This window comes from Natronobeatus ordinarius (genome assembly GCF_024362485.1).
GTDB classification, from domain to species: domain Archaea; phylum Halobacteriota; class Halobacteria; order Halobacteriales; family Natrialbaceae; genus Natronobeatus; species Natronobeatus ordinarius.
The window spans coordinates 1,711,753-1,731,169 of sequence record NZ_CP101456.1 but is presented as its reverse complement, the minus strand read 5'-3'; the positions used below and the strand labels follow the sequence as shown (position 1 = coordinate 1,731,169).

Sequence of the window (19,417 nt, the reverse complement as noted above, 5' to 3'; positions counted from 1 at the left end):
TGGACACTCAACGCCTCGTATTAAACTGCCTGAAAATGCCCGGGCGATCGTCACAACCGTTTTCCCGTTTACTATCAACGAAAACAGCCGGTCTACGATGGTCGCTACCGTGGCGCGGCGGCGATCGGATCGATGTACGCACGTTTTTGCTCCCTCCGGTCAGACTGGCGCGTATGTTCGACTCCGATCACCTGTCCGTCACCGTCGAGGACGGCATCGGCCGAATCGTCCTCGATCGGCCGGAGACGCACAACGCCGTGGACGCCGAGCTAGCCGAGACGCTCACAGCGAGCCTCGAGGAACTGTCGAGCGACGATGACGTCCGCTGTCTCGTCCTCACGGGCACCGGTGGTATCTACTGCACCGGCGCCGACCTCACCACGTTCCACGGCGACGAGCGCGACGCCGAGACGCTCGAGTCGATCGCCACGCCGCTGCACGGCGCCGTCCGGGCGATGACGAGCGCACCGAAGCCGGTCGTCGCCGGCGTCAACGGCGTCGTCGCGGGCGGCGGGATCGGCCTCGCGCTCGCCGCTGACGTGGTTCTGGTCGCCGATGACGCCCGGTTCGAGTACGCCTACCCGAAGATCGGGCTCTCGGGCGACGGCGGCGCGACGTGGTTCCTGCCGCGCCTGCTGGGGCTGCGCCGGGCGCAGGCGTTCGCGCTGCTCGACGAGCCGATCGACGCGGCCGAGGCCGTCGAGCGCGGGCTCGCGACCGAGGCCGTCCCGGCCGACTCGTTCGACGACCGACTCGAAGCAGTCGCCTCCCGGCTCGCGAGCGGGCCGACGCTGGCGTACGCCGAGGTCAAGACGCTCCTCCGGGAGGGCGCGAACCGGACGCTCGACGAGCAGCTCGCCGTCGAGAAAGACCGGATCGCCGGACTGGCCGACACCGAAGACTACGCCGCCGGGCTGACCGGGTTTCTCGAGAAGGAGCCGGCGACGTTCGAAGGGCGCTGACCGCCGACTGCCGACCATCGACCGGCGTCCGGTTACAGGTCGGCCGATCCATCCGTCGAACGTCGGGCCGGCCAGTCGACCGTCGAGCGCCAGTTCGCCGGAACCGGTACGCTTTGGAGTCGGCCTGCCATCGACTCCCGTATGTCCGACGAACTCGACGTCCTCGTCCTTCGACGGGGGACGCACGGAATGCCGGTCGAGGAGTACGCGGCCGCGATCAGCAGTCGCCTCCCCGAGACGACCGTCCGGCTCGCCCGAACGCCGACCGAAGAGCGCGACGCGATCCAGAGCGCCCGCTTCGTCACGGGAATGACGCTCGAGGAAGCGCTCCTCGAGGCGGCCGACGAACTCGAGGTCTTCGCGTGCGCGTACGCCGGAACGGGTCACCTCCCGCTCGAGCGCCTCGCCGAGCGCGACGTCACGGTGACGAACGCGTCGGGCGTCCACGGGCCGAACATCGGCGAGCACGTGCTCGGAGCGATGCTGCGATTCACCCGTCGGTTCCACGTCGCCGCGCGCCAGCAGCGCCGGCGGGAGTGGCGTCACTACCAGGCCCACGAACTGCAGGGGTCGACAGTGACGATCGTCGGCCTGGGTGCGATCGGGACGTCGGTCGCGGCCCGGCTCGAACCGTTCGGCGTCGAGACGATCGGCGTTCGATACTCCCCGGAGAAGGGCGGGCCGACGGACGAGGTGATCGGCTTCGACGACGAGGCGCTCGAGGCGGCCCTCGCCCGCACCGACTACCTCGTGCTCGCCTGTCCGCTGACCGACGAGACGCGGGGGCTGATCGACGCCGACGCGTTCGTCACGCTCCCGCCGGAGGCGGTGCTGGTGAACGTCGCCCGTGGACCGGTCGTCGACACCGACGAGCTCGTGAGCGCGCTGCGCTCGAATATGATCCGTGGGGCGTCGCTGGACGTCACCGATCCCGAGCCGTTGCCCGAAGACCACCCGCTGTGGGGGTTCGAAAACGTCCAGATCACGCCGCACAACTCCGGGCACACGCCTCGCTACTACGACCGACTTGCCGACATCGTCGCGCGAAACGTCGAGCGCATCCGCGAGACGGGCTCCTCGGAAGGGCTCGAGAACCAGGTTCTCCCGTAGTCGTCAACCATCGTCCGTCGGAGATTTATAGGTAGTCACGTCGAAGAGCCGACGATGACGCTCACATTCGATGGACGCGTGATCGTCCCGGCAGCCGATCCCGACGACGCCGAGCGGACCGCCTCGTCGCTCGTGCAGCGGCTCGGCCCGACCAGCACGGTCGTCGTCGTCCACGTCGTCGAGAAGGCCGGCGGCGGCATCGACAAGGCGCCGATGGGCCAGCGGAAAGAGTACGCCGAGGCCGTCTTCGAGCGCGCACGTGGGCCGCTCGAGGCCACGGACGCGACCGTCGAGACGGAGGTCCGGTTCGGAACCGACGTCGTCGAGACGATCTTCGAGGCCGCCGGGGAGTGGAACGCCGACGCGATCGCGTTCATCCCGCGGGAGGGACGGCGAATCACCGAACTGCTCACGGGCGACGTCGCCCGGCGGCTGGTTCGGGAGGCGTCGGTCCCCGTGGTGGCGTTGCCGCAGGACTGAGTTAGAGGTAGCCGTTCTCGAGCAACAGCTCGCCGTTGAGCACGCTGGCGCCCGCTGCACCGCGCATCGTGTTGTGGGCCAGGCAGTTGTACTGCAGGCCGAACGTGGACTCGCGGATGCCGCCGACGGAGATCTTCATGCCGTCGCCGAGCGTGCGGTCGAGTCGTGGCTGTGGACGGTCGGGCTCCTCGAAGACCTCGATGAGCTGGTCCGGCGATGAGTGGAGCTCGAGGCCGGCGTACTCGCGCATGGCGTCGGCGGCCTGCTCGGGCGAGAGCTCCTCGGCGGTCTCGACGAAGACGTTCTCGAGGTGGCCGTCGAGCGTTGGGATGCGGTTACAGGAGGCCCCGACCTCGACGTCGTGGTAGTCGAGTTCCGCGCCGTCGAAGCTGCCGAGTAACTTCTTCGACTCGGTCTCGAGTTTCTCCTCCTCGCTGCCGATGTGGGGGATGGCGTTGTCGATGATCTCCATCGAGGTGACGCCGTCGTAGCCCGCACCCGACACCGCCTGGAGGGTCGCGACGTGGACGCGCTCGAGGCCGAACTCCTCGAGGGCGGCGAGCGTGGGGACGAACGTGATCGTCGAACAGTTCGGGTTCTTCACGAGCGCACCGTCCCAGCCGCGTTCGTCGCGCTGGATCTCGAGGAGGTCGAGGTGGTCGGCGTTCACTTCGGGGATGATCAGGGGGACGTCCTCGGCCATCCGGGCGTTCGAGGAGTTCGAGGAGACGACGTAGCCCGCCTCACAGAAGTCGGGTTCGACCGCCGCGCCGACGCTCGAGGGGAGCGACGAGAAGATGAGGTCGACGTCGTCTGAGACCTCGTCGGGGTCGGTCGCGGAGACGGTCATCTCGGCGACGTCCTCGGGGATGGGGCTGTCGACGCGCCACTTGGCCACGTCGCGGTACTTCGACCCCGCGCTCGAGTCGCTCGCGGTGAGCGCGGCGATCTCGAAGTCCGGGTGCGGGTCGAGCATGCCGATCAGTCGCTGTCCAACGGCGCCAGTTGCGCCGAGTATGCCTACGCGTACTGCCATTGACGGGCTTCAGTCGTGGGTGCTGAAAACGGTTTGGATATGGTTCGCACGGTCGATATTTGCCGGAACAGGACGGCCGTGGCGAGGGCCCGACCGTCGTCGACGGCGGCCGCGAGCACGTCGGTCCGGGAGGACCGGCGTCGCCACTCGAGCAATTGTCTCGAGACGAGAATGTCTGTTTATGCCGGAATCTGCGCGCTCTTCTTGCGGGTGACGTAGCCCGCGATGCGGTTGCGGACGCCCTTCGATTCGACGTTCGTCAGCTTTTCGACGCTGTCTTTGTTCTGCTCGAAATCGGTCGTGAAGGCGTCGGGGTATCGCTCGAGGAGGACGTTTCCCGTCTTTTTGACGTAGGCCGGTTTGATTGCCATGTCTGGGGGTTCCTTCCAGAGACTCTTATGTACTGCGATACGGGGCGTCTGGCCGCACCGTTCGAAGTACGGCCACACGCCGATATCCACTCGAAGACGGCAGCACGACCCATGCAGGCCGTTGTCAGTTCCGACGCAACTTCCCCAGGGTCGCGGTTGCACCGGGACGTCGTCACAGCGATCCGTCTCAATCGTCGGACTGAATCACCCCGAGTGCGGCCGCGAACTGTCTCGCAAAGCCCGCCTCGAGGACGACCGTCACGAGGATGACGAGAAAGACCGTGCCGAGCAGGATGTCGGCACCTGCAGGGTCCGAAGGAGGTGTCTCCGTCTGAAGACGGATAGCGAACAGGGTCGCGACTGACGCGGGGATAATTCCCCGGGGACCGACGAAGCTGATGAACAGCCGCTCGCGGATCGAAAACCCGCCACCGGCCGTCGAGAGGAGGACGATCAGCGGGCGGAGGAACATCATCAACACGGCGACTACCGCGAGTCCGGCGACGCCGAGCGCAAGCAGTTCCGCGAACTCGAGCAACGCCGCGAGCGTGATAAACACGAACGAGAGGACGAGCAACGTCACGTCCTGTTTGAATTGCAGGATGGACTCCCGGTGGGGCAGGTCGAGGTTCCCGAGGGTGAATCCAGCGGTGGCGGCGGCCGCGATCCCGGCCTCCGAGAACACCGAGTCCGCGATCGCGAATGCGACGACGGCCGCGGCCAGCGTGAGCAACCGGGCCACCTGTGGCGCTGCCGGGGACGGGAGGTCGACCTGTGTGAGGAGGTACCAGACGACGGCCGCGACCACGAGGCCGGTGAGAGCCCCCATACCGAGCCGCTCTGCAAACAGGAGGACGTACCCCCTCGGCGCGAGTTCCTGGGCCGTCATCGCCTTGAAGAGGACGATTGCGAGGATCGCAGCGGTGACGTCGTTGACGATGCCCTCGGTCTCGAGGGTCGTCGCGACTGCCTCTCGGACGGGGACTACTGCAAGAATCGGCGCGATAACCGTCGGGCCGGTCGCGACCAGGAGCGCGCCGACGAGCAGCGAGACATCCCAGCTCGCACCGAGCAGGAGCCGCACGGTCAGGGCAGTCCCGAGGAACGCTATCGCTGCACCGACCGTGATCAACCACCAGACTGCCCGCGGCGCGTTTCGGAGGGTTTCGACCTCGAGTCGAAACGACCCCTCGAAGACGATGATGGCGACGCTTACCCCGACGATGGTCGAGAGTGCTTCCCCGAAGGTGTCGGCCGTAATGATGCCAAGTCCCTCGGGGCCGATCGCGAGTCCCGCGACGATGAGGAACAGCACGCTGGGGACGCGGTACTTCGCGGCGAGGAACTGGGCTCCGACGCCGAGGCCGACGATGGCCGCGACGAGCGCGACGAGGCCGGGATCGACGTGGATAGACACCGGTCACCGACCTCCCGAACTGTGACCTTCGGCGTAATACTCGCCGGAGGGGGTGACGATCCCCCAGCGGTCACGAGAATTCACGACCGAGACGATGCGTTCTACCACGCTCACCACAGACGTACCACTCCTACCGACAAAACCGCTTGTCGCCGGAGGTGGATCTCTTCGACCCCGTCGTCTCCGGCGGCGGAGCGACTCCGGCTCGCCTCGGCAGCCGGTGCCCGAACCAGTACCTTTTCGATCCATGCGTTCGAGACTCGAGCCGATGCACCCGCGCGCAGTCGAATTCGCCGAACAGGTGCGAAGCGAGTACCGGTTCGAGCCCGACGTCGAGGAGTTCCCCGAGGGGACGAAGACGGCGGCCGACGCGGCCGAGGCCGTCGGCTGTGACGTCGCCCAGATCGCGAGTTCGCTCGCGTTCGCCGTCGACGGCGAGCTCGTCGTGGCCGTGACCAGCGGAGCCAATCGCGTCAGCGAAGCCGCGCTCGCGGACCACTTCGGCGTCGCCGCCGAGGCCGTCGAGATGGCTGACGCCGACCGGATCAAGGAGACGCTCGGCTGGTCGATCGGCGGCGTGCCACCGTTCGCTCACGAGAGTGACGTGCCCGTCCTGATGGACGAGACGTTGCTCGACCACGAGACGGTGTGGGCGGCCGCGGGAACGCCGACGGCAGTCTTTCCCATCGAGCCCGAGACGTTGTGCGAACTCGCCAGCGCCGAGCCGAACCCGGTCACCGAATAGCCGCGAGCGAACGTCTAGACACCGATTTCACTCCGCGAGTCCGCAGTAATCGATCACCGAGCACGCCAGCGTCTGGGCAGTCTCGAGCAGCGAGGTGACCGTGGTGTACTCGTCGACGCCGTGGAGGTTCGGGCCGTAGGGTCCGGTGGTGACGACCGGAACGTCGTAGTAGCGCTGGTAGAACCGCTCGTCGAGGTTGATGTTCGTCACGTGTCCCTCGAGTGAAGGGTCCGCCCCGTACGCGGGCGGAAAGTCGATAGTTGGCTGTCGCTGTGCGTTCAGCTCGTCCAGCGCTTCGACGACGAGGCAGGCTTTCTCGAGGGCGCTGACGCCCTGGTGCCCCCATGCGGCGTGGGCTTTCTTTCCGGGAATCGTCAGGTCGAAGAACATCACGCCCGCACTCGCGATACCGACGTTCGGCAGCCTGAACGGCTCAGGGATGATCGCCGCGTCGGGCACGTAGCCGCGCTCGAGGACCGAGAGGAGTCCGCCGACGCCGCCGGCCTCCTCCTCGATGGTACTCTGAACGTAGAGATCGCCGGCGAGTGTGACACCACTGTTCGACGATGCGTTCTCGCCCCTATTTAAAGAATTGTAGATGGCAATAGCAGGCCAGATAAATGTCTTATTAGTGTCATGATCTTATAAATAGTATCTTAGGCTGTAGGGTTGAGGAGTGAATATCGTTCGGACAGATCAGGTTGATTTTCCTGCAATAATGGGAGTAATAAGACGTTCGGTTCGTTATCCGACTGATTAATGAACGGCATATTTTCGGATATCAAGAATTGCTATTGAGTTTACAATCTCTACGACTTCCCGAAGTTCCTGATTAGAAGGTTTTATATACTCTTTGCACTACCAAGCAAATGGTATGGAAAGACGTACCTTCCTAAAATCAGCAGGGGTTGCAACGGCCGTGGGTATCAGCGGGTTCGCTGGTTGTCTCGGAAACGGCGACGACGATGACGGTGACGACACCGGCAACGGTGCCGAATCGGATCCGGACTTCCCGTCGGACACGCTGACGTGGATGATCCCGTGGTCCGAGGGTGGCGGGACGGACACCTACGCTCGCCAGGTCCAGCCGGGCGCGGCCGACCACATCGGTGAGTCGATCGACATCGACAACCGGCCTGGTGCCGGCAGCATGGCTGGCTCCGACTGGCTTGCCACCCAGGACAACGACGGCTACACCTTCGGGACGATCAACTCCGTCGGTGCGCACTTCACCTGGGCCGCCCAGAACGCGGACATCGGACTCGACTTCCACATCGAGGACGACTTCGAGCCGATCAGCACCATCGGCACGTTCGGCTACACGCTCATCGTCAACCGCGACATCGGCGAGGAACACGGGATCGAAGACTACGGCGCACTTCGGGACGCCTACCAGGACGGCGACATCTCCGGCTTCGGCTACCAGGGGATGGGGAGTGACAGCCACTTCACGACCCTCGTGCTCCGGGAGGACTACGGTCTCGAGTACGACACGGCCGTTCCGTACGACGGCGGTGGACCGACCGCAGAGGCAGTCCAGTCCGGTGAGGTGGCCGCTGGCTTCGCCACGAACACCTCCGCGATGAACGCAGAGCAGGGTGGCGAGGCGTACACCGTCGTCAACCTCATGGACGTCGACCTCACCGACACGTGGCCGGACATCGACCAGATTTCCAACTACGGAGACAGTCTGGCCTGGATCACCGAGTTCCAGCAGACGCAGGTCGCACCCGCTGGAACCCCGGAAGAAGAGCGCCAGGCAATCTCCGAGGCTATGGAGGCGGGTGTCAACTCCGACGACGCCCAGGCGTGGGCCGAAGAGACGGGCAACATCCTCCAGTACGGCGACATGGATGCAGCCGAAGAGGCGTGGTTTGGCATCGTCGAACAGCAGGAATCGCAGGTTGAAGCGGTCGTCGGCGGCTTCGACGAGTTCCTGGCGATGGCCGACGAATAAAGGGCCACTGCCTCTCGTAACACCTTTCATCGTGCAGCAACAGTAGCGAACGAAGGTCACGATGGTATTGTTACCAAATAACACAGTGTTCCTTACGACGACAGTACGGTGCTCGGTTGGCGCCGGGGGTTCGGAAATGGTTTCAAACACCTCTCTAACGAGTTTGATGGCACAATGGCACAGGATGAATCGACCGTAGACGGCGCACAGCCCAAGCTTCCGCCAGCGTTGGAAAGTATTCTCGACGTCGGGGAGAAGGTGCTACGCGAACGACCGACGATGGAACACGTGCTGTTGCTGTTGTTCTTCGTCACCGGCGTGTACATGTACTGGGGCGCTCGCGAGTTCTCCGATACCGCAGCCGAGTTCCCACAGCTCATGGCCGGGGCAACGGCAATTCTGTCGTTCCTGATCCTCACCAGGAACTACCTGAAGATCGTCGCACCGGTGCTCGTCGCGGGGCTCGGCATCTACGCGCTCTACACCGGCGGAACGGCGTTCGTGGACGACGGCAGTGGATTGTTCCGGCTCGTCGTCGGTGCACCGTTGCTGATCAGCGCAGTCGCGTTCAGAGAACGCGTCGGTGAATCCGCCGAGTCGTTCGTCGCCGAGCCGATGCAGATCCTCGGGGACGACGACGTCGACGTTCCTGCGCAAGAGGAAGAAAAAGCGGAGGAAGAAGACGAAGCGGACTCGGGCGCCATGTACGTCTACGAAATCGACGACCCGAAAGGCCCGATCGTCACCGGCTTGCTGTGTATCGGATACATGCTGTTGACGTTCACGATCGGGATGCTGTACGCGACGCCGATCTTCGTCGCTGCGTGGGCGCTGTGGGCGCGAATGGACGCGATCAGAGCGGCCGCACTCGTCCTGGTGAGCTTCGTGACTGCCTATCTGTTCTACGACATCATTCAGAGTGACGTCTCCGAAGGCTGGTGGACGGGCTGGGAGCCGACGCCACCGGATGACCTCATCGGCCTCTCCGTGTACGCCGTCGATCTCCTCGGACTGGGGGTGATCGTCTAATGGCCCTCGAAACGTTCATCGACGCCACGTTCGCGCTGTTCACGTTCGAGACGATCATCTGGCTACTCGCCGGCGTCATCGTCGGCATCATCGTCGGCGGACTCCCGGGACTCGGCCCACCGCTCGGGATGGCGATTATCCTGCCGATGACGCTCCCGCTCGAGGCAGCGGACGCGCTCATCCTGTTAGTCGGCGTCTACAGCGGTTCGATGTACGGTGGCTCGATCGCCGCGATCCTGATCAACACGCCGGGGGTGTCCTCCTCGGCGGCGACGATGTTCGACGGCTATCCGATGTCGAAACAGGGGCGAGCGGCGACGGCGCTGTCGATCTCGGCGACCGCCTCCGCCTTTGCCGGTCTGTTCACGATCACTGCACTCATCCTGTTCTCACCGTTTCTGATCGAGATGGTGCTCGCGGTCGGGACCCCCGAACGGTTCCTCGTGGCTTTGCTCGGGCTCTCGATGATTACGGTCATCACCCGCGGCTCGTTCGCGAAGGGGCTGCTCGCCGGTGTGGCGGGGTTACTGATCACGACGATCGGCTCCGCCCAGCCGATCGCGATGGACATGCGATACACCGATTCGCTGTTGCTCTTCGACGGAATCGACTTCGTCGCGGTGCTCATCGGCCTGTTCGCGATCGCCGAGATGATGAAACTCGCCGGTCAGGAGGGAGGAATCGCAGAAGGCAGCGTCACGATCAACCGGGAAGGGATCACCGACGGGATCGTCTCGACGGTCACGCGGCCGGTCACGGTGATCAAGTCGGGGATGATTGGAATGATCGTCGGTGCGATCCCGGGCGCTGGCGCGACGGTCTCGAACTTCGTGGCGTACTCCGAAGCCGTTCGAGCGTCGAGCGATCCCGATTCGTTCGGGTCCGGTAACGAAGTCGGCGTCGTCGCTTCCGAGGCGTCAAACAACGGGACGGTCGCCGGATCGCTCGTGCCGGCCATCTCCTTTGGCATTCCGGGGAGTTCGTCGACTGCGGTCCTCATCGGCGGCTTCCTCATGCACGGCGTCCAGCCCGGCATCCAGATGTTCGACGCCAATCAGGAACTACAGCTGACCTACACGATGTTACTGGCACTGCTGGTCGGTAACGTGGTCATCCTCGCGTTCGGACTGCTGGCGGTCACCCGGCTGGGCTACCTCACGAAGATCGACACCGACTACATCATCCCGATGGTCGTCGTCCTCTCGTTCCTCGGGACCTACGCCTTACGGATCAACCCGATCGACATCGTGACGATCATCGTCTTCGGCGTGATCGGCTTCTACATGGTGCGGTACAACTACTCGGTGATCGCGTTCGTCCTCGGGGTGGTCCTCGGGGACATCGCCGAGGACAACCTCCGCACCGCCTTGCACCTCTCGGACGGTTCGTACATGATCTTCATCAACCCGCTCGAGTACGGTCGGTGGCTCTCGCTGGTGCTGTCGATCATGATCTTCGCGTTGCTGTTCGGACCGTTCATCAAGCGAGGTATCACGAGCCTGCGCTCGTCCTGAGATCGAATTACGCGTTTTCAGCGCGCAATTTTCAGATCACCGCCGTCCACCGGGCATATCGATCAGTGTGTCGGTGACCAGCAAGGAAATCGACCCCTGGCCGAGCGTTCGCAGTCTACGACTGTGCGTTCCGTGTCGATGGGGGCTTCGAAGCGCAGTTATTAAAATCGCCAACTTGATTACCAAGCATGTTACACCGTACGTATAGAGGGTAACAATGACTGCCGATCCACGTTTCACGACGCGACGGAAGGTACTCGCAACGTCCGGTTCGCTCGCTGCGCTCGGAATGGCTGGCTGTCTCGGTGACGACGACGAGAACGGCGACGAGAACGGCGACGAGAACGGCGACGGGAACGGTGACGAAGCCGAGGAATCGGTCGTGACAATTCTCGCGGAGGGTGCTGGCGGGCACGACCACCATCACGACGACGATCACGACGACCACCATCACGACGACGATCACGACGACCACCACCACGACGACCACGCGCTGAGCGACCACGACATCGACCACGCCTGCGGGCACATGGAGTTCGACGACCGCGAACCGCTCACGGCCGGTGGCTCCGAAGACGATGCACCGACGTTCTCGGACACCCACCAGCCCTTCGAGGTCACGATCGAAGGCGAAAACGGCTACGTCGTGTTCGAGGCCAACGGTCACGACGACCACGACCACGGTCACGACGATCACCACGACGACCACGACCACGGTCACGACGATCACCACGACGACCACGACCACGACGACCACCACGACGATCACGACCACCACGACGACCACCACGACGATCACGACCACCACGACGATCACGGCCACGACGACCACGATCACGACCACGACGGCGACAAGATCGCGTTCTTCTCCGACGTCGCCGGTGCGATCGAAGTCGTCGAGGGCCACGTCGAGTACGAGACGGACGAGGTCGAGCAGTGTGGCTACATCGAGGAGTACTACGTCGTCGAGCTCCACGACGGCCGAGCAGTGCTCAGGCTCACCGGCGACAACTGACCACCGTCGTTCCCCGACGGCACCCGTCACCCGACAGTCGTTTCGACTGGCCGTCTCGGGATACCACAGCTAACGGAGGTTGAGGGTGTCATAGAATACGTCGCACACGAAAGGGCAGGGTTGAGAAGCCGTGTCCAGCAGCACTCAAACCCTGCAAGATGAGCCTTGGATAGACGAGTTCTTTAATCTCGTGGCTGTCGAGACACTTCCGCTCTTTGAGTACCTCGACTTTGACTTTCTCAGCGAGTATGACGTGTTCGCCCCCGCTCGTCGGGGGCGAACACGAGATCATCACCCGCCAGAACTGTTCAAAGGCTTTCTTCACTGCTACTACAAGGGAATCTACGGGCCTCGTCCTGTCACCCGAGAACTCCAAAACACGGCCGTCTGGCTCAGCTGTGGGTTCGATCGACCGCCGCCGAGAGACGCGGTCGATCGCTTCCTCACTGACCTCGGACTGGTCGTTGACGACGTGTTCAGTCGCCTCGTCGAGCAGGCCGCTACCTGCGGCCTGCTCGACTCTACCTTCCGGATCGATTCAACCGATCTCGAAGCCCTTGCGTGGAACGATGACGCGTCGTGGAACTACGATCCAACGGCCGAAGCCTACTACTACGGGTTCGGTCTCACGATTGTTTCGGCAGGGCCAAAGATTCCGATTGCAGCGGAGTTTACGCAGGCGAAACAGGCCTCGAAGGAGACGGCGATGCGCGTCACACGTGACGCGCTCGCCGTCAAACAGCCGATCTGGATGCTTGGAGACAGTGGCTACGACATCCTCGATTGGCACGACTTCCTGCTGGAAGCAGGAGTCGTGCCGATCGCCCCGTACAACCCACGAAACACCAGCGAACCGCTCGATATCGAATACCGCGTCGAAAACCGAATCAGCGAATTCACCGAGGATGTGACGCTCAAGCGTTCGATCCTCGCTGAGACATACAAGCGACGAACGCAAGTTGAGCGAACGTTTGGAGCGTGTTCAGACTGCGGCCTCGGGACGCTGCGCGCCCGAGGCCGCGTCCATGCGCGAGTACAAGCGTTCCTTGGATTGTGTCTCCGAGTGATCGTCGCAATCACGAACTACGAACAGGGCGAAAATCCGGGCCGAACCAAGCTCGTGGTATGAGATGAATTGTATGACACCCTCGAGGTTAGTAACCGATCCTTCGCTATCTGGCCGCTTTATTAAATAAACCTGGGGAGATAACAACCCTTTTAACCTCGAGTCCGTATCTACTGATATGGATTTCACACGGCGATCAGTCCTCAAGAGCGGTGTGGGTGCCGCGGGGATTGGGGCCTTCGCCGGCTGTCTGAGCGATCCCTTCGAGGGCGCCAGCGGCGAGGGTGGATACGCCGCCTTTTTCGCGCTCTGGGACTGGGCGAACCAGATCGCTGGCGACGAGATCGACTTCGAAAATCCCGTCGAAACGGGAGAGATGGGGCACGGCTGGGAGCCAGATGGTAATCTCGCGCCGGAGATTGCCTCGAGTAAGGTGTTCATCTATTTCGACACGCCCGAGTTCTCCTGGGCCCAGGACGTGGTCTCGGACTTAGAGCGTGACTACGAAGGCGAGGTCGAGATCATCGACGGTCTCGAGGGGATGGGGCCGCACCTGATCCCGTTCGACGGTGGAGACGGCGATTCGCTGCCCGAACCCGACCACGACCACGAGTTCGATCCCGACGACGTCTCTCGAGATCGTTTTGACTTCTACGACCTCCGATCGAACGACCAGCTGGGCTACTGGCACATCGATCACTGGCACGGCGGCGTGCCCGACGTTCCCGTCGACGACAGCGTCCCGATCGGGGCCGTCTTCAGGGACAACCGGGAGCGTGTGGTTCCGCTCGGACCGAACGAGCCCTTCCAGTTCGACGCGCGGCTGGCCGAGGGCGCGCCGGAGGACGTCCTCGAGGTCGAGTCCCACGGCGACTCCGTCGCGTTGATCGGCTACGAGACGGGGGAGACGGAGATCGTCTTCCAGCTTCGACACGACGGCGAAATCGTCTACGAGACCGACGAGGCACCGATGAGCGTCGAGGTGGTCGACGAGATCGACGACGACGGCGCGAGTGAGTTCCACGACCCACACGTCTGGGCCGACCCCGTCCTCGCACAACGGGTCGTCGACACCATCGCGGACGGCCTCGCGGAGGTCGATCCCGACAACGCCGACCTGTTCGCCGAAAACGCCGACGAGTACAAAGAACGGCTCGCCGACGTCGACCGACAGTTCGAGGAACTCACAGAGAACGCAGCGCGTGAGGTCGCGGTCTTCGTCGCTCACGATTCGTTCCAGTACGTCGAACGGCGGTACGACTTCGAGTTACACACTCCCGTGGGTGTCACACCCGACGCCGCCGAATCTCTCGACGACGTCGCCGACATGATCGACGTCGTCGAGGAACACGGCATCGACACGATCCTCTACGATCCATTCGAGACCCCAGACGACGAGGAACTGCCCAGCGCGGCCCGGATGCTGCTTGAGAACAGTTCTGCGACCGACGCCGAACCGCTCAGTCCCGCCGAGGGAACGACCCACGCCTGGGCCGAGCAGGACTGGGGGTGGGTCGAACAGATGGAGGAAGTGAACATCCCCTCACTCGAGAAAGCACTGGGTGTCGAGGAGTGACGATGGACGGAGAGATAGAAGGACTAAACCGCACGACACTCGAGACTCAAGTACGATCACCGTGAATCCGGCCGTCACCGTCGAGGACGTTACGTTCGCCTACGGCGAGAAACTCGCCGTCGAAGACATCTCGCTGTCCGTCGAGCAGGGCGATTTCCTCGGGTTGATCGGCCCGAACGGCTCGGGCAAGACGACGCTATTACACCTCATGCTCGGTCTCCAACAGCCCGACAGCGGCACCGTCGAACTGTTCGGCCAGCCGGCCCAGGCGTTCGAGGACGGCGAGCGCATCGGCTACGTCGCTCAGCGGTCGACCGACAGGGGCGGGACGATGCCGATCACCGTCCGCGAGGCGGTGACGATGGGGCGGTTCGCCCACGTCGGTCACTCCCGGCTGCGGGAGTCCGATTACGAGATCGTCGACGATGCCCTTCGGACGGTCGAGGTCTCCGACCTGGCTGATCGGCGGATCAACCAGCTCTCGGGTGGGCAGCGCCAGCGTGCCTTTATCGCCCGGGCGCTGGCCTCCGAAGCCGACCTGCTTGCGCTGGACGAGCCAACCGTCGGCGTCGACGCCGAGTCCCGCGATCGGTTCTACGGCTTGCTCGACGACCTCAATCGGGAAGGAATCACGATCATCCTCATCGAACACGACATCGACGTCCTCACCAAGCACGTGAGCAAGATCGCCTGTATCAACAAGGAACTGTACCACCACGGAGACACCGTCTCGTTCCTCGAGAGCGATGCCTTAGCGGAGGCCTACGGCGCGGCCCACGGCGTCGTCGAACACGATCACCCATGAGCCTGGACACACGATCCGACGAAAACACTGCATCCGGCGACCGCGTCGTCGGCCGCCTCGAGTGGTTCCTCGGGAACTCGGGACGGGAACGCCTCGAGTTCGCCGGGATCGTCGCGACGGGGGTACTCGCCGCCGCGATGATCGGCTTTATCGTCCTCGACTGGCTGCGTTTTGCCCCTGACTGGGCTATCGTCGGCCCCTATGCGGAGTGGGTGTTCAACCAGTTTCTGATCGCCGGAGCGTGGATGGACGTCTATCTCGGCACGAACGTCTTTCGCCACCCGATCACGTGGCGGGCGATCGCGACCGGTGTATTGATCGGGATCGTCGCCCCGCTGGTCGGGACCTATCTGGTTCACCGACAGATGGCGCTGATTGGCGAAACGCTTGCACACACGGCGTTTGCGGGCGTCGCGGTCGGTCTGTTGTTCGTCGCGGTGACGGGCTGGAGCGGCTCGTTGCTGTTCGTCGCGCTCGTGGTGAGTGCACTCGGGGCACTCGGACTCCAATGGTTGACCGAACGGACGAACACCTACGGCGACGTCCCGATCGCGATCGTCCTGAGCGGGAGTTTCGCGGTCGGTACGTTGCTCATTAGCTGGGGACGGGACTTCGCCGCGATGGCGATCAACATCGAGCACTTTCTGTTCGGGAGCCTGGCGATCGTCACCGTCGAGGGCGCACGGATGGTGGCCGTCCTCAGCGTCGCCGTCGTCGCCGTCGTCGCCGTGACCTACAAGCAACTGCTCTTTATCACGTTCGACGAGCAGGCCGCTCGCGTCGCACGGCTCAACGTCGACCGGTACAACACCTTGCTCATCGTCATGACTGCGGTCGTGGTCGTCGGCGCGATGCAGATCCTGGGGGTGATCCTCGTCGCGGCGATGCTCGTCATCCCGGTCGCGGCCGCCTCCCAAGTCGCACACAGCTTCCGGGAGACACTGTTCCTCTCGATCCTGATCGGCCAGCTATCGATCCACGGCGGGCTCGCGTTCTCGATCAGCCAGAGCCTCCCGCCGGGCGGGTCGATCGTCGTCGTCGCCATCGTGATCTACCTGTTCTCGATCCTCCTCTCGGATCGCTCCGGGACCTCGATCTCGATTCACTGAGTGTCAGTGTCACCGAGGGGGCAGGTTTAACTCGTCGCCGAGAGAGAGTATCGACGATGGGAAGGCTATCGGAGCTGTTCACAGCCGAGACCGTCGCCGTGGTCGGCGCGACCGACCGCGAAGGATCCGTCGGCCGAGCGATCCTCGAGAACCTCCAGACGGAGTTCTCGGGAACGGTCGTCCCCGTCAATCCCGATCGCGACGAACTCCTCGGACTGCCGTGTTACCCCGACGTCACCAGTGCGCCGTCGGTCGACCTCGCGGTCGTCGTCGTCCCGCCCCCGGTGGTAAACGGCGTGCTCCGCGAAATCGGCGAGGAAGGCATCGAACACGTCGTCGTCATCACGGCCGGATTTAGCGAAACCGGCGGCGAGGGCGCGACGCGAGAGCGCGAACTCCGCGAGGTCGCCGCCGAGTACGACCTGAACGTCGTCGGGCCGAACTGCCTCGGGATCATGAGCACCCCCGTCCAGATGAACGCCTCCTTCGGCCCGGAGACGCCACTCGAGGGCTCGATCTCCTTTATGAGCCAGTCGGGCGCGTTCGTCACGGCCGTCCTCGACTGGGCGGTCGAACAGGAACTCGGCTTTCGCCACGTCGTCTCCCTCGGCAACAAGGCCGTCCTCGACGAGACCGACTTCGTCCGCGAGTGGGGTGACGATCCGGACGTCGACGTCGTCATCGGCTACCTCGAGGGGATCGACGACGGCCGGACGTTCGTCGACGTCACCCGCGAGGTGACCGAGGAGACGCCGGTCATCCTCGTCAAGTCCGGCCGCACCAGCGCCGGCGCGCAGGCCGCCTCCTCGCACACGGGGGCCATCGCCGGTAGCGAGCAGGCTTACGAGGCGGGCCTCGAGCAGGCCGGCGTCCTGCGTGCACACTCCGTCCAGGAACTGTTCGACTGGGCGCGGGCGTTGTCGGGACTCCCAGAACCCGAAACCGATGGCGTCGCCGTCGTCACGAACGCCGGCGGCCCCGGCGTGCTGACCACCGACGCCGTCGGCGACTCGGCCCTCGAGATGGCGTCGTTCGCCGACCGGACGATCGACGCGCTCAGGGACGCACTCCCCGAGGAGGCGAACGTCTACAACCCGATCGACGTCATCGGCGACGCGGACGTGTCACGGTTCGACGACGCACTCGACGTCGCACTCGCAGACCCCAACGTGGGCAGTGCGGTCGTCGTCACCGCGCCGACGGCGGTGCTCGAGTACGACCGGCTCGCCGAGGCCGTGATCGAACGCCAGACCGAGCACGGAAAACCGGTCGTCACCTCCTTCATGGGGGGCGACCGGTCACGCGCCGCCGAAACTGTCCTCCGGGAGTTCGCCATCCCGAACTACTTCGACCCCGCGCGGGCCGTCTCTGGACTCGACGCCCTCGCCCGGTACCGTGACGTCCGCCGACGCGAGGTCGAGGAGCCGACGACGTTCGACGTCGACCGCGAGCGCGCCCGCGAGATCCTCGAGTGGGTCACAGAGCGCGAGGGCAACCAGCTGGGCATCGAGGCGATGGAGCTGCTCGAGTGCTACGGGATTTCGATCCCGGAGAGCGAGGTGGTCGACGACCCCGACGACGCCGTGGCCGTCGCCGAGTCGATCGAGGGCGACGTCGTCATGAAGATCGTCAGCCCGGACATCGCCCACAAGGTGGACATCGGCGGCGTCAAGATCGGCGTCCCCGACGAGGAGGTGGCAGACGCCTACGAGGACCTGGTCTCGCGGGCACGCAACTACCAGCCCGACGCCCAGCTGCTCGGCGTCCAGGTCCAGGAGAAAGTCGACCTCGAGGGTGCGACCGAGACGATCGTCGGGATGAACCGCGACCCGCAGTTCGGGCCGCTCTTGCTCTTTGGCCTCGGCGGCATCTTCGTCGAGATACTCGAGGACACGTCGGTTCGCGTGGCCCCGATCGGCGAGGGGGAGGCCCGGGAGATGGTCGACGAGATCCGGGCCGCCCCGCTGTTGGGCGGCGCGCGCGGGCGAGAACCCGCCGACGTCGACGCGGTCGTCGAGACCATCCAGCGGCTCTCCCAGCTCGTGACCGACTTCCCGGCGATCGTCGAACTCGACGTGAACCCGCTGGCGGCGACCGGAGACGGCGTACAGGCACTCGACCTCGTCATCACACTCGACACGGAGAAGCTATGAATACACTCGTCACCTCACTGCAAGAAAGTACCGGCAAGACGGCGGTGGCGCTCGCCCTCGCGCGACTGGCCCGCGAGGACGGCGACAGCGTCGGCTACATGAAACCCAAAGGGACCAGACTCGAGAGCAGCGTCGGCAAGACCTTAGACGAGGACCCGCTGCTCGCGAGCGACGTCCTCGGGCTCGACGCCGAAATCGCCGATCTGGAACCGGTGGTCTACTCACCGACGTTCATCCAGCAGGCGATCCGCGGCCGCGAGGAACCCGACGCGATCCGCGAGCGCGTCCGCGAGGCGTTCGAGACGCTCGCCGACGGTCGCGACCGGATGCTGATCGAGGGTGGCGGCCGATTCGAGCTCGGCGGCATCGTCGACCTCACCGACCCGGACGTCGCCGAGCTGCTCGACGCGCGCGTCCTGCTGATCGCCCCCTACGGGACGCCCGGCGACGTCGACGACGTCCTCGCCGCGACCCGGCGATTCGGCGATCGCTTAGACGGCGTCCTGTTCAACAACGTCGCCGACGCCGCCTTCGACGAACTCGAGACCGACGTCGTCCCCTTCCTCGAAGGACGGGAGATCGCGGTTCACGGCGTGTTACCCCGGGAACGAACGCTCGCGGGCGTCACCGTCGGCGACCTCGCGGACGAACTCGGCGCGGCGACCCTCGTCGAGGAGGGGCTCGACGACTATGTCGAGCGGTTCACCGTCGGCGCGATGGGTGCCGACAGCGCCCTCCGCCACTTCCGTCGGACGAAGAACGCGGCGGTGATCACCGGCGGCGATCGCGCCGAGATCCACCGGGCGGCGCTCGAGGCGCCTGGCATCAAGTGTCTCATCCTCACTGGCGGCCACCGTCCCTCGGGAGCGATCGTCGGCCAGGCCGCAGAGAAAGGCGTGCCAATCCTGCTGGTCCAGACGGAGACGCTGACGACCGTCGAACGCGCAGAGGACGTCGTCCGCAGCGGACGGACGCGGGACGAACGAACCGTCGCGGAGATGGAGTCGTTGCTCGTCGACCACGCGAACGTCGACGCCATCCTCCACGACTGATACGGGCCGCTGTACGCTGT

The 19,417-nt window shown here is 64.4% G+C and carries 17 protein-coding genes and 1 pseudogene; 14 read left to right on the top strand and 4 right to left on the bottom strand.

Annotation, left to right across the window (positions count from 1 at the left end; genetic code table 11):
* Positions 1 to 173: 173 nt before the first annotated feature.
* The 3 genes from NMQ09_RS08965 to NMQ09_RS08955 all read left to right on the top strand — a co-directional run bounded on the left by NMQ09_RS08965 (position 174) and on the right by NMQ09_RS08955 (position 2,552).
* On the top strand, positions 174 to 962 hold the full coding sequence (locus NMQ09_RS08965) for an enoyl-CoA hydratase/isomerase family protein (protein WP_255194246.1): 789 nt from the start codon (positions 174 to 176) through the stop codon (positions 960 to 962).
* Positions 963 to 1,103: 141 nt separating this feature from the next.
* A complete protein-coding gene (locus NMQ09_RS08960; protein ID WP_255194245.1) occupies positions 1,104 to 2,072 on the top strand; it encodes a D-2-hydroxyacid dehydrogenase in 969 nt (322 codons plus the stop codon).
* 54 nt (positions 2,073 to 2,126) lie between these two features.
* Positions 2,127 to 2,552: a universal stress protein gene (locus tag NMQ09_RS08955; protein ID WP_255194244.1), complete on the top strand. Its 426-nt coding sequence runs from the start codon at positions 2,127 to 2,129 to the stop codon at positions 2,550 to 2,552.
* A gap of 1 nt (position 2,553) precedes the next feature.
* Here the strand turns inward: NMQ09_RS08955 and asd are convergent, their stop codons facing one another.
* The 3 genes from asd to NMQ09_RS08940 form a co-directional block, all read right to left on the bottom strand.
* Entirely contained in the window at positions 2,554 to 3,588 is a 1,035-nt protein-coding gene (gene asd, locus NMQ09_RS08950; RefSeq protein WP_255194243.1) for an aspartate-semialdehyde dehydrogenase, read from the bottom strand.
* A gap of 179 nt (positions 3,589 to 3,767) precedes the next feature.
* Positions 3,768 to 3,959 (bottom strand): 30S ribosomal protein S17e, encoded by a 192-nt coding sequence (locus NMQ09_RS08945; RefSeq protein WP_255194242.1) that lies wholly within the window; start codon positions 3,957 to 3,959, stop codon positions 3,768 to 3,770.
* A gap of 187 nt (positions 3,960 to 4,146) precedes the next feature.
* Positions 4,147 to 5,376, bottom strand: a complete 1,230-nt coding sequence (locus NMQ09_RS08940; protein WP_345781286.1) for a cation:proton antiporter — start codon at positions 5,374 to 5,376, stop codon at positions 4,147 to 4,149.
* Between the two features lie 268 nt (positions 5,377 to 5,644).
* On the opposite strand from NMQ09_RS08940, the gene NMQ09_RS08935 reads away from it, so the two are divergent.
* Positions 5,645 to 6,121, top strand: coding sequence for a YbaK/EbsC family protein (locus tag NMQ09_RS08935; protein ID WP_255194241.1), 477 nt, complete (start codon positions 5,645 to 5,647; stop codon positions 6,119 to 6,121).
* Positions 6,122 to 6,148: 27 nt separating this feature from the next.
* Here the strand turns inward: NMQ09_RS08935 and NMQ09_RS08930 are convergent.
* Positions 6,149 to 6,685 (bottom strand): annotated as a pseudogene (locus tag NMQ09_RS08930) (peptidase dimerization domain-containing protein); the annotation flags it as partial.
* 310 nt (positions 6,686 to 6,995) lie between these two features.
* Between NMQ09_RS08930 and NMQ09_RS08925 the strand changes: the two are divergent.
* The 10 genes from NMQ09_RS08925 to NMQ09_RS08880 all read left to right on the top strand — a co-directional run bounded on the left by NMQ09_RS08925 (position 6,996) and on the right by NMQ09_RS08880 (position 19,397).
* Complete coding sequence (locus NMQ09_RS08925) at positions 6,996 to 8,078, top strand: Bug family tripartite tricarboxylate transporter substrate binding protein (RefSeq protein ID WP_255194239.1); 1,083 nt, start codon at positions 6,996 to 6,998, stop codon at positions 8,076 to 8,078.
* A 174-nt stretch (positions 8,079 to 8,252) separates the two neighbouring features.
* Positions 8,253 to 9,107, top strand: coding sequence for a hypothetical protein (locus tag NMQ09_RS08920; protein ID WP_255194238.1), 855 nt, complete (start codon positions 8,253 to 8,255; stop codon positions 9,105 to 9,107).
* Positions 9,107 to 10,621 carry a tripartite tricarboxylate transporter permease gene (locus tag NMQ09_RS08915; RefSeq protein WP_255194237.1) on the top strand — a complete coding sequence of 505 codons (1,515 nt, stop codon included), beginning with the start codon at positions 9,107 to 9,109 and terminating at the stop codon, positions 10,619 to 10,621. The genes NMQ09_RS08920 and NMQ09_RS08915 overlap by 1 nt, the downstream gene beginning before the upstream one ends.
* Before the next feature lie 217 nt (positions 10,622 to 10,838).
* On the top strand, positions 10,839 to 11,636 hold the full coding sequence (locus NMQ09_RS08910; RefSeq protein WP_255194236.1) for a hypothetical protein: 798 nt from the start codon (positions 10,839 to 10,841) through the stop codon (positions 11,634 to 11,636).
* A gap of 130 nt (positions 11,637 to 11,766) precedes the next feature.
* Positions 11,767 to 12,765: a transposase gene (locus tag NMQ09_RS08905; protein ID WP_255194235.1), complete on the top strand. Its 999-nt coding sequence runs from the start codon at positions 11,767 to 11,769 to the stop codon at positions 12,763 to 12,765.
* 115 nt (positions 12,766 to 12,880) lie between these two features.
* Entirely contained in the window at positions 12,881 to 14,278 is a 1,398-nt protein-coding gene (locus NMQ09_RS08900; protein ID WP_255194234.1) for a metal ABC transporter substrate-binding protein, read from the top strand.
* A gap of 61 nt (positions 14,279 to 14,339) precedes the next feature.
* Positions 14,340 to 15,083, top strand: coding sequence for a metal ABC transporter ATP-binding protein (locus NMQ09_RS08895; protein WP_255194233.1), 744 nt, complete (start codon positions 14,340 to 14,342; stop codon positions 15,081 to 15,083).
* On the top strand, positions 15,080 to 16,192 hold the full coding sequence (locus NMQ09_RS08890) for a metal ABC transporter permease (protein WP_255194232.1): 1,113 nt from the start codon (positions 15,080 to 15,082) through the stop codon (positions 16,190 to 16,192). The genes NMQ09_RS08895 and NMQ09_RS08890 overlap by 4 nt, the downstream gene beginning before the upstream one ends.
* Positions 16,193 to 16,248: 56 nt before the next feature.
* Positions 16,249 to 18,345: an acetate--CoA ligase family protein gene (locus NMQ09_RS08885; protein WP_255194231.1), complete on the top strand. Its 2,097-nt coding sequence runs from the start codon at positions 16,249 to 16,251 to the stop codon at positions 18,343 to 18,345.
* Positions 18,342 to 19,397, top strand: a complete 1,056-nt coding sequence (locus NMQ09_RS08880; protein WP_255194230.1) for a phosphotransacetylase family protein — start codon at positions 18,342 to 18,344, stop codon at positions 19,395 to 19,397. The genes NMQ09_RS08885 and NMQ09_RS08880 overlap by 4 nt, the downstream gene beginning before the upstream one ends.
* The last annotated feature ends 20 nt before the right edge of the window (positions 19,398 to 19,417 follow it).

Bases quoted from the DNA above. Each gene is read 5' to 3' on its own strand.
- NMQ09_RS08960 (WP_255194245.1), top strand. From the start codon at position 1,104: ATGTCCGACGAACTCGACGTCCTCGTCCTTCGACGGGGGACGCACGGA.
- NMQ09_RS08880 (WP_255194230.1), top strand. From the start codon at position 18,342: ATGAATACACTCGTCACCTCACTGCAAGAAAGTACCGGCAAGACGGCG.
- NMQ09_RS08890 (WP_255194232.1), top strand. From the start codon at position 15,080: ATGAGCCTGGACACACGATCCGACGAAAACACTGCATCCGGCGACCGC.
- NMQ09_RS08945 (WP_255194242.1), bottom strand. From the start codon at position 3,959: ATGGCAATCAAACCGGCCTACGTCAAAAAGACGGGAAACGTCCTCCTC.
- asd (WP_255194243.1), bottom strand. From the start codon at position 3,588: ATGGCAGTACGCGTAGGCATACTCGGCGCAACTGGCGCCGTTGGACAG.
- NMQ09_RS08900 (WP_255194234.1), top strand. From the start codon at position 12,881: ATGGATTTCACACGGCGATCAGTCCTCAAGAGCGGTGTGGGTGCCGCG.
- NMQ09_RS08920 (WP_255194238.1), top strand. From the start codon at position 8,253: ATGGCACAGGATGAATCGACCGTAGACGGCGCACAGCCCAAGCTTCCG.
- NMQ09_RS08915 (WP_255194237.1), top strand. From the start codon at position 9,107: ATGGCCCTCGAAACGTTCATCGACGCCACGTTCGCGCTGTTCACGTTC.
- NMQ09_RS08925 (WP_255194239.1), top strand. From the start codon at position 6,996: ATGGAAAGACGTACCTTCCTAAAATCAGCAGGGGTTGCAACGGCCGTG.
- NMQ09_RS08935 (WP_255194241.1), top strand. From the start codon at position 5,645: ATGCACCCGCGCGCAGTCGAATTCGCCGAACAGGTGCGAAGCGAGTAC.
- NMQ09_RS08910 (WP_255194236.1), top strand. From the start codon at position 10,839: ATGACTGCCGATCCACGTTTCACGACGCGACGGAAGGTACTCGCAACG.
- NMQ09_RS08955 (WP_255194244.1), top strand. From the start codon at position 2,127: ATGACGCTCACATTCGATGGACGCGTGATCGTCCCGGCAGCCGATCCC.
- NMQ09_RS08885 (WP_255194231.1), top strand. From the start codon at position 16,249: ATGGGAAGGCTATCGGAGCTGTTCACAGCCGAGACCGTCGCCGTGGTC.
- NMQ09_RS08965 (WP_255194246.1), top strand. From the start codon at position 174: ATGTTCGACTCCGATCACCTGTCCGTCACCGTCGAGGACGGCATCGGC.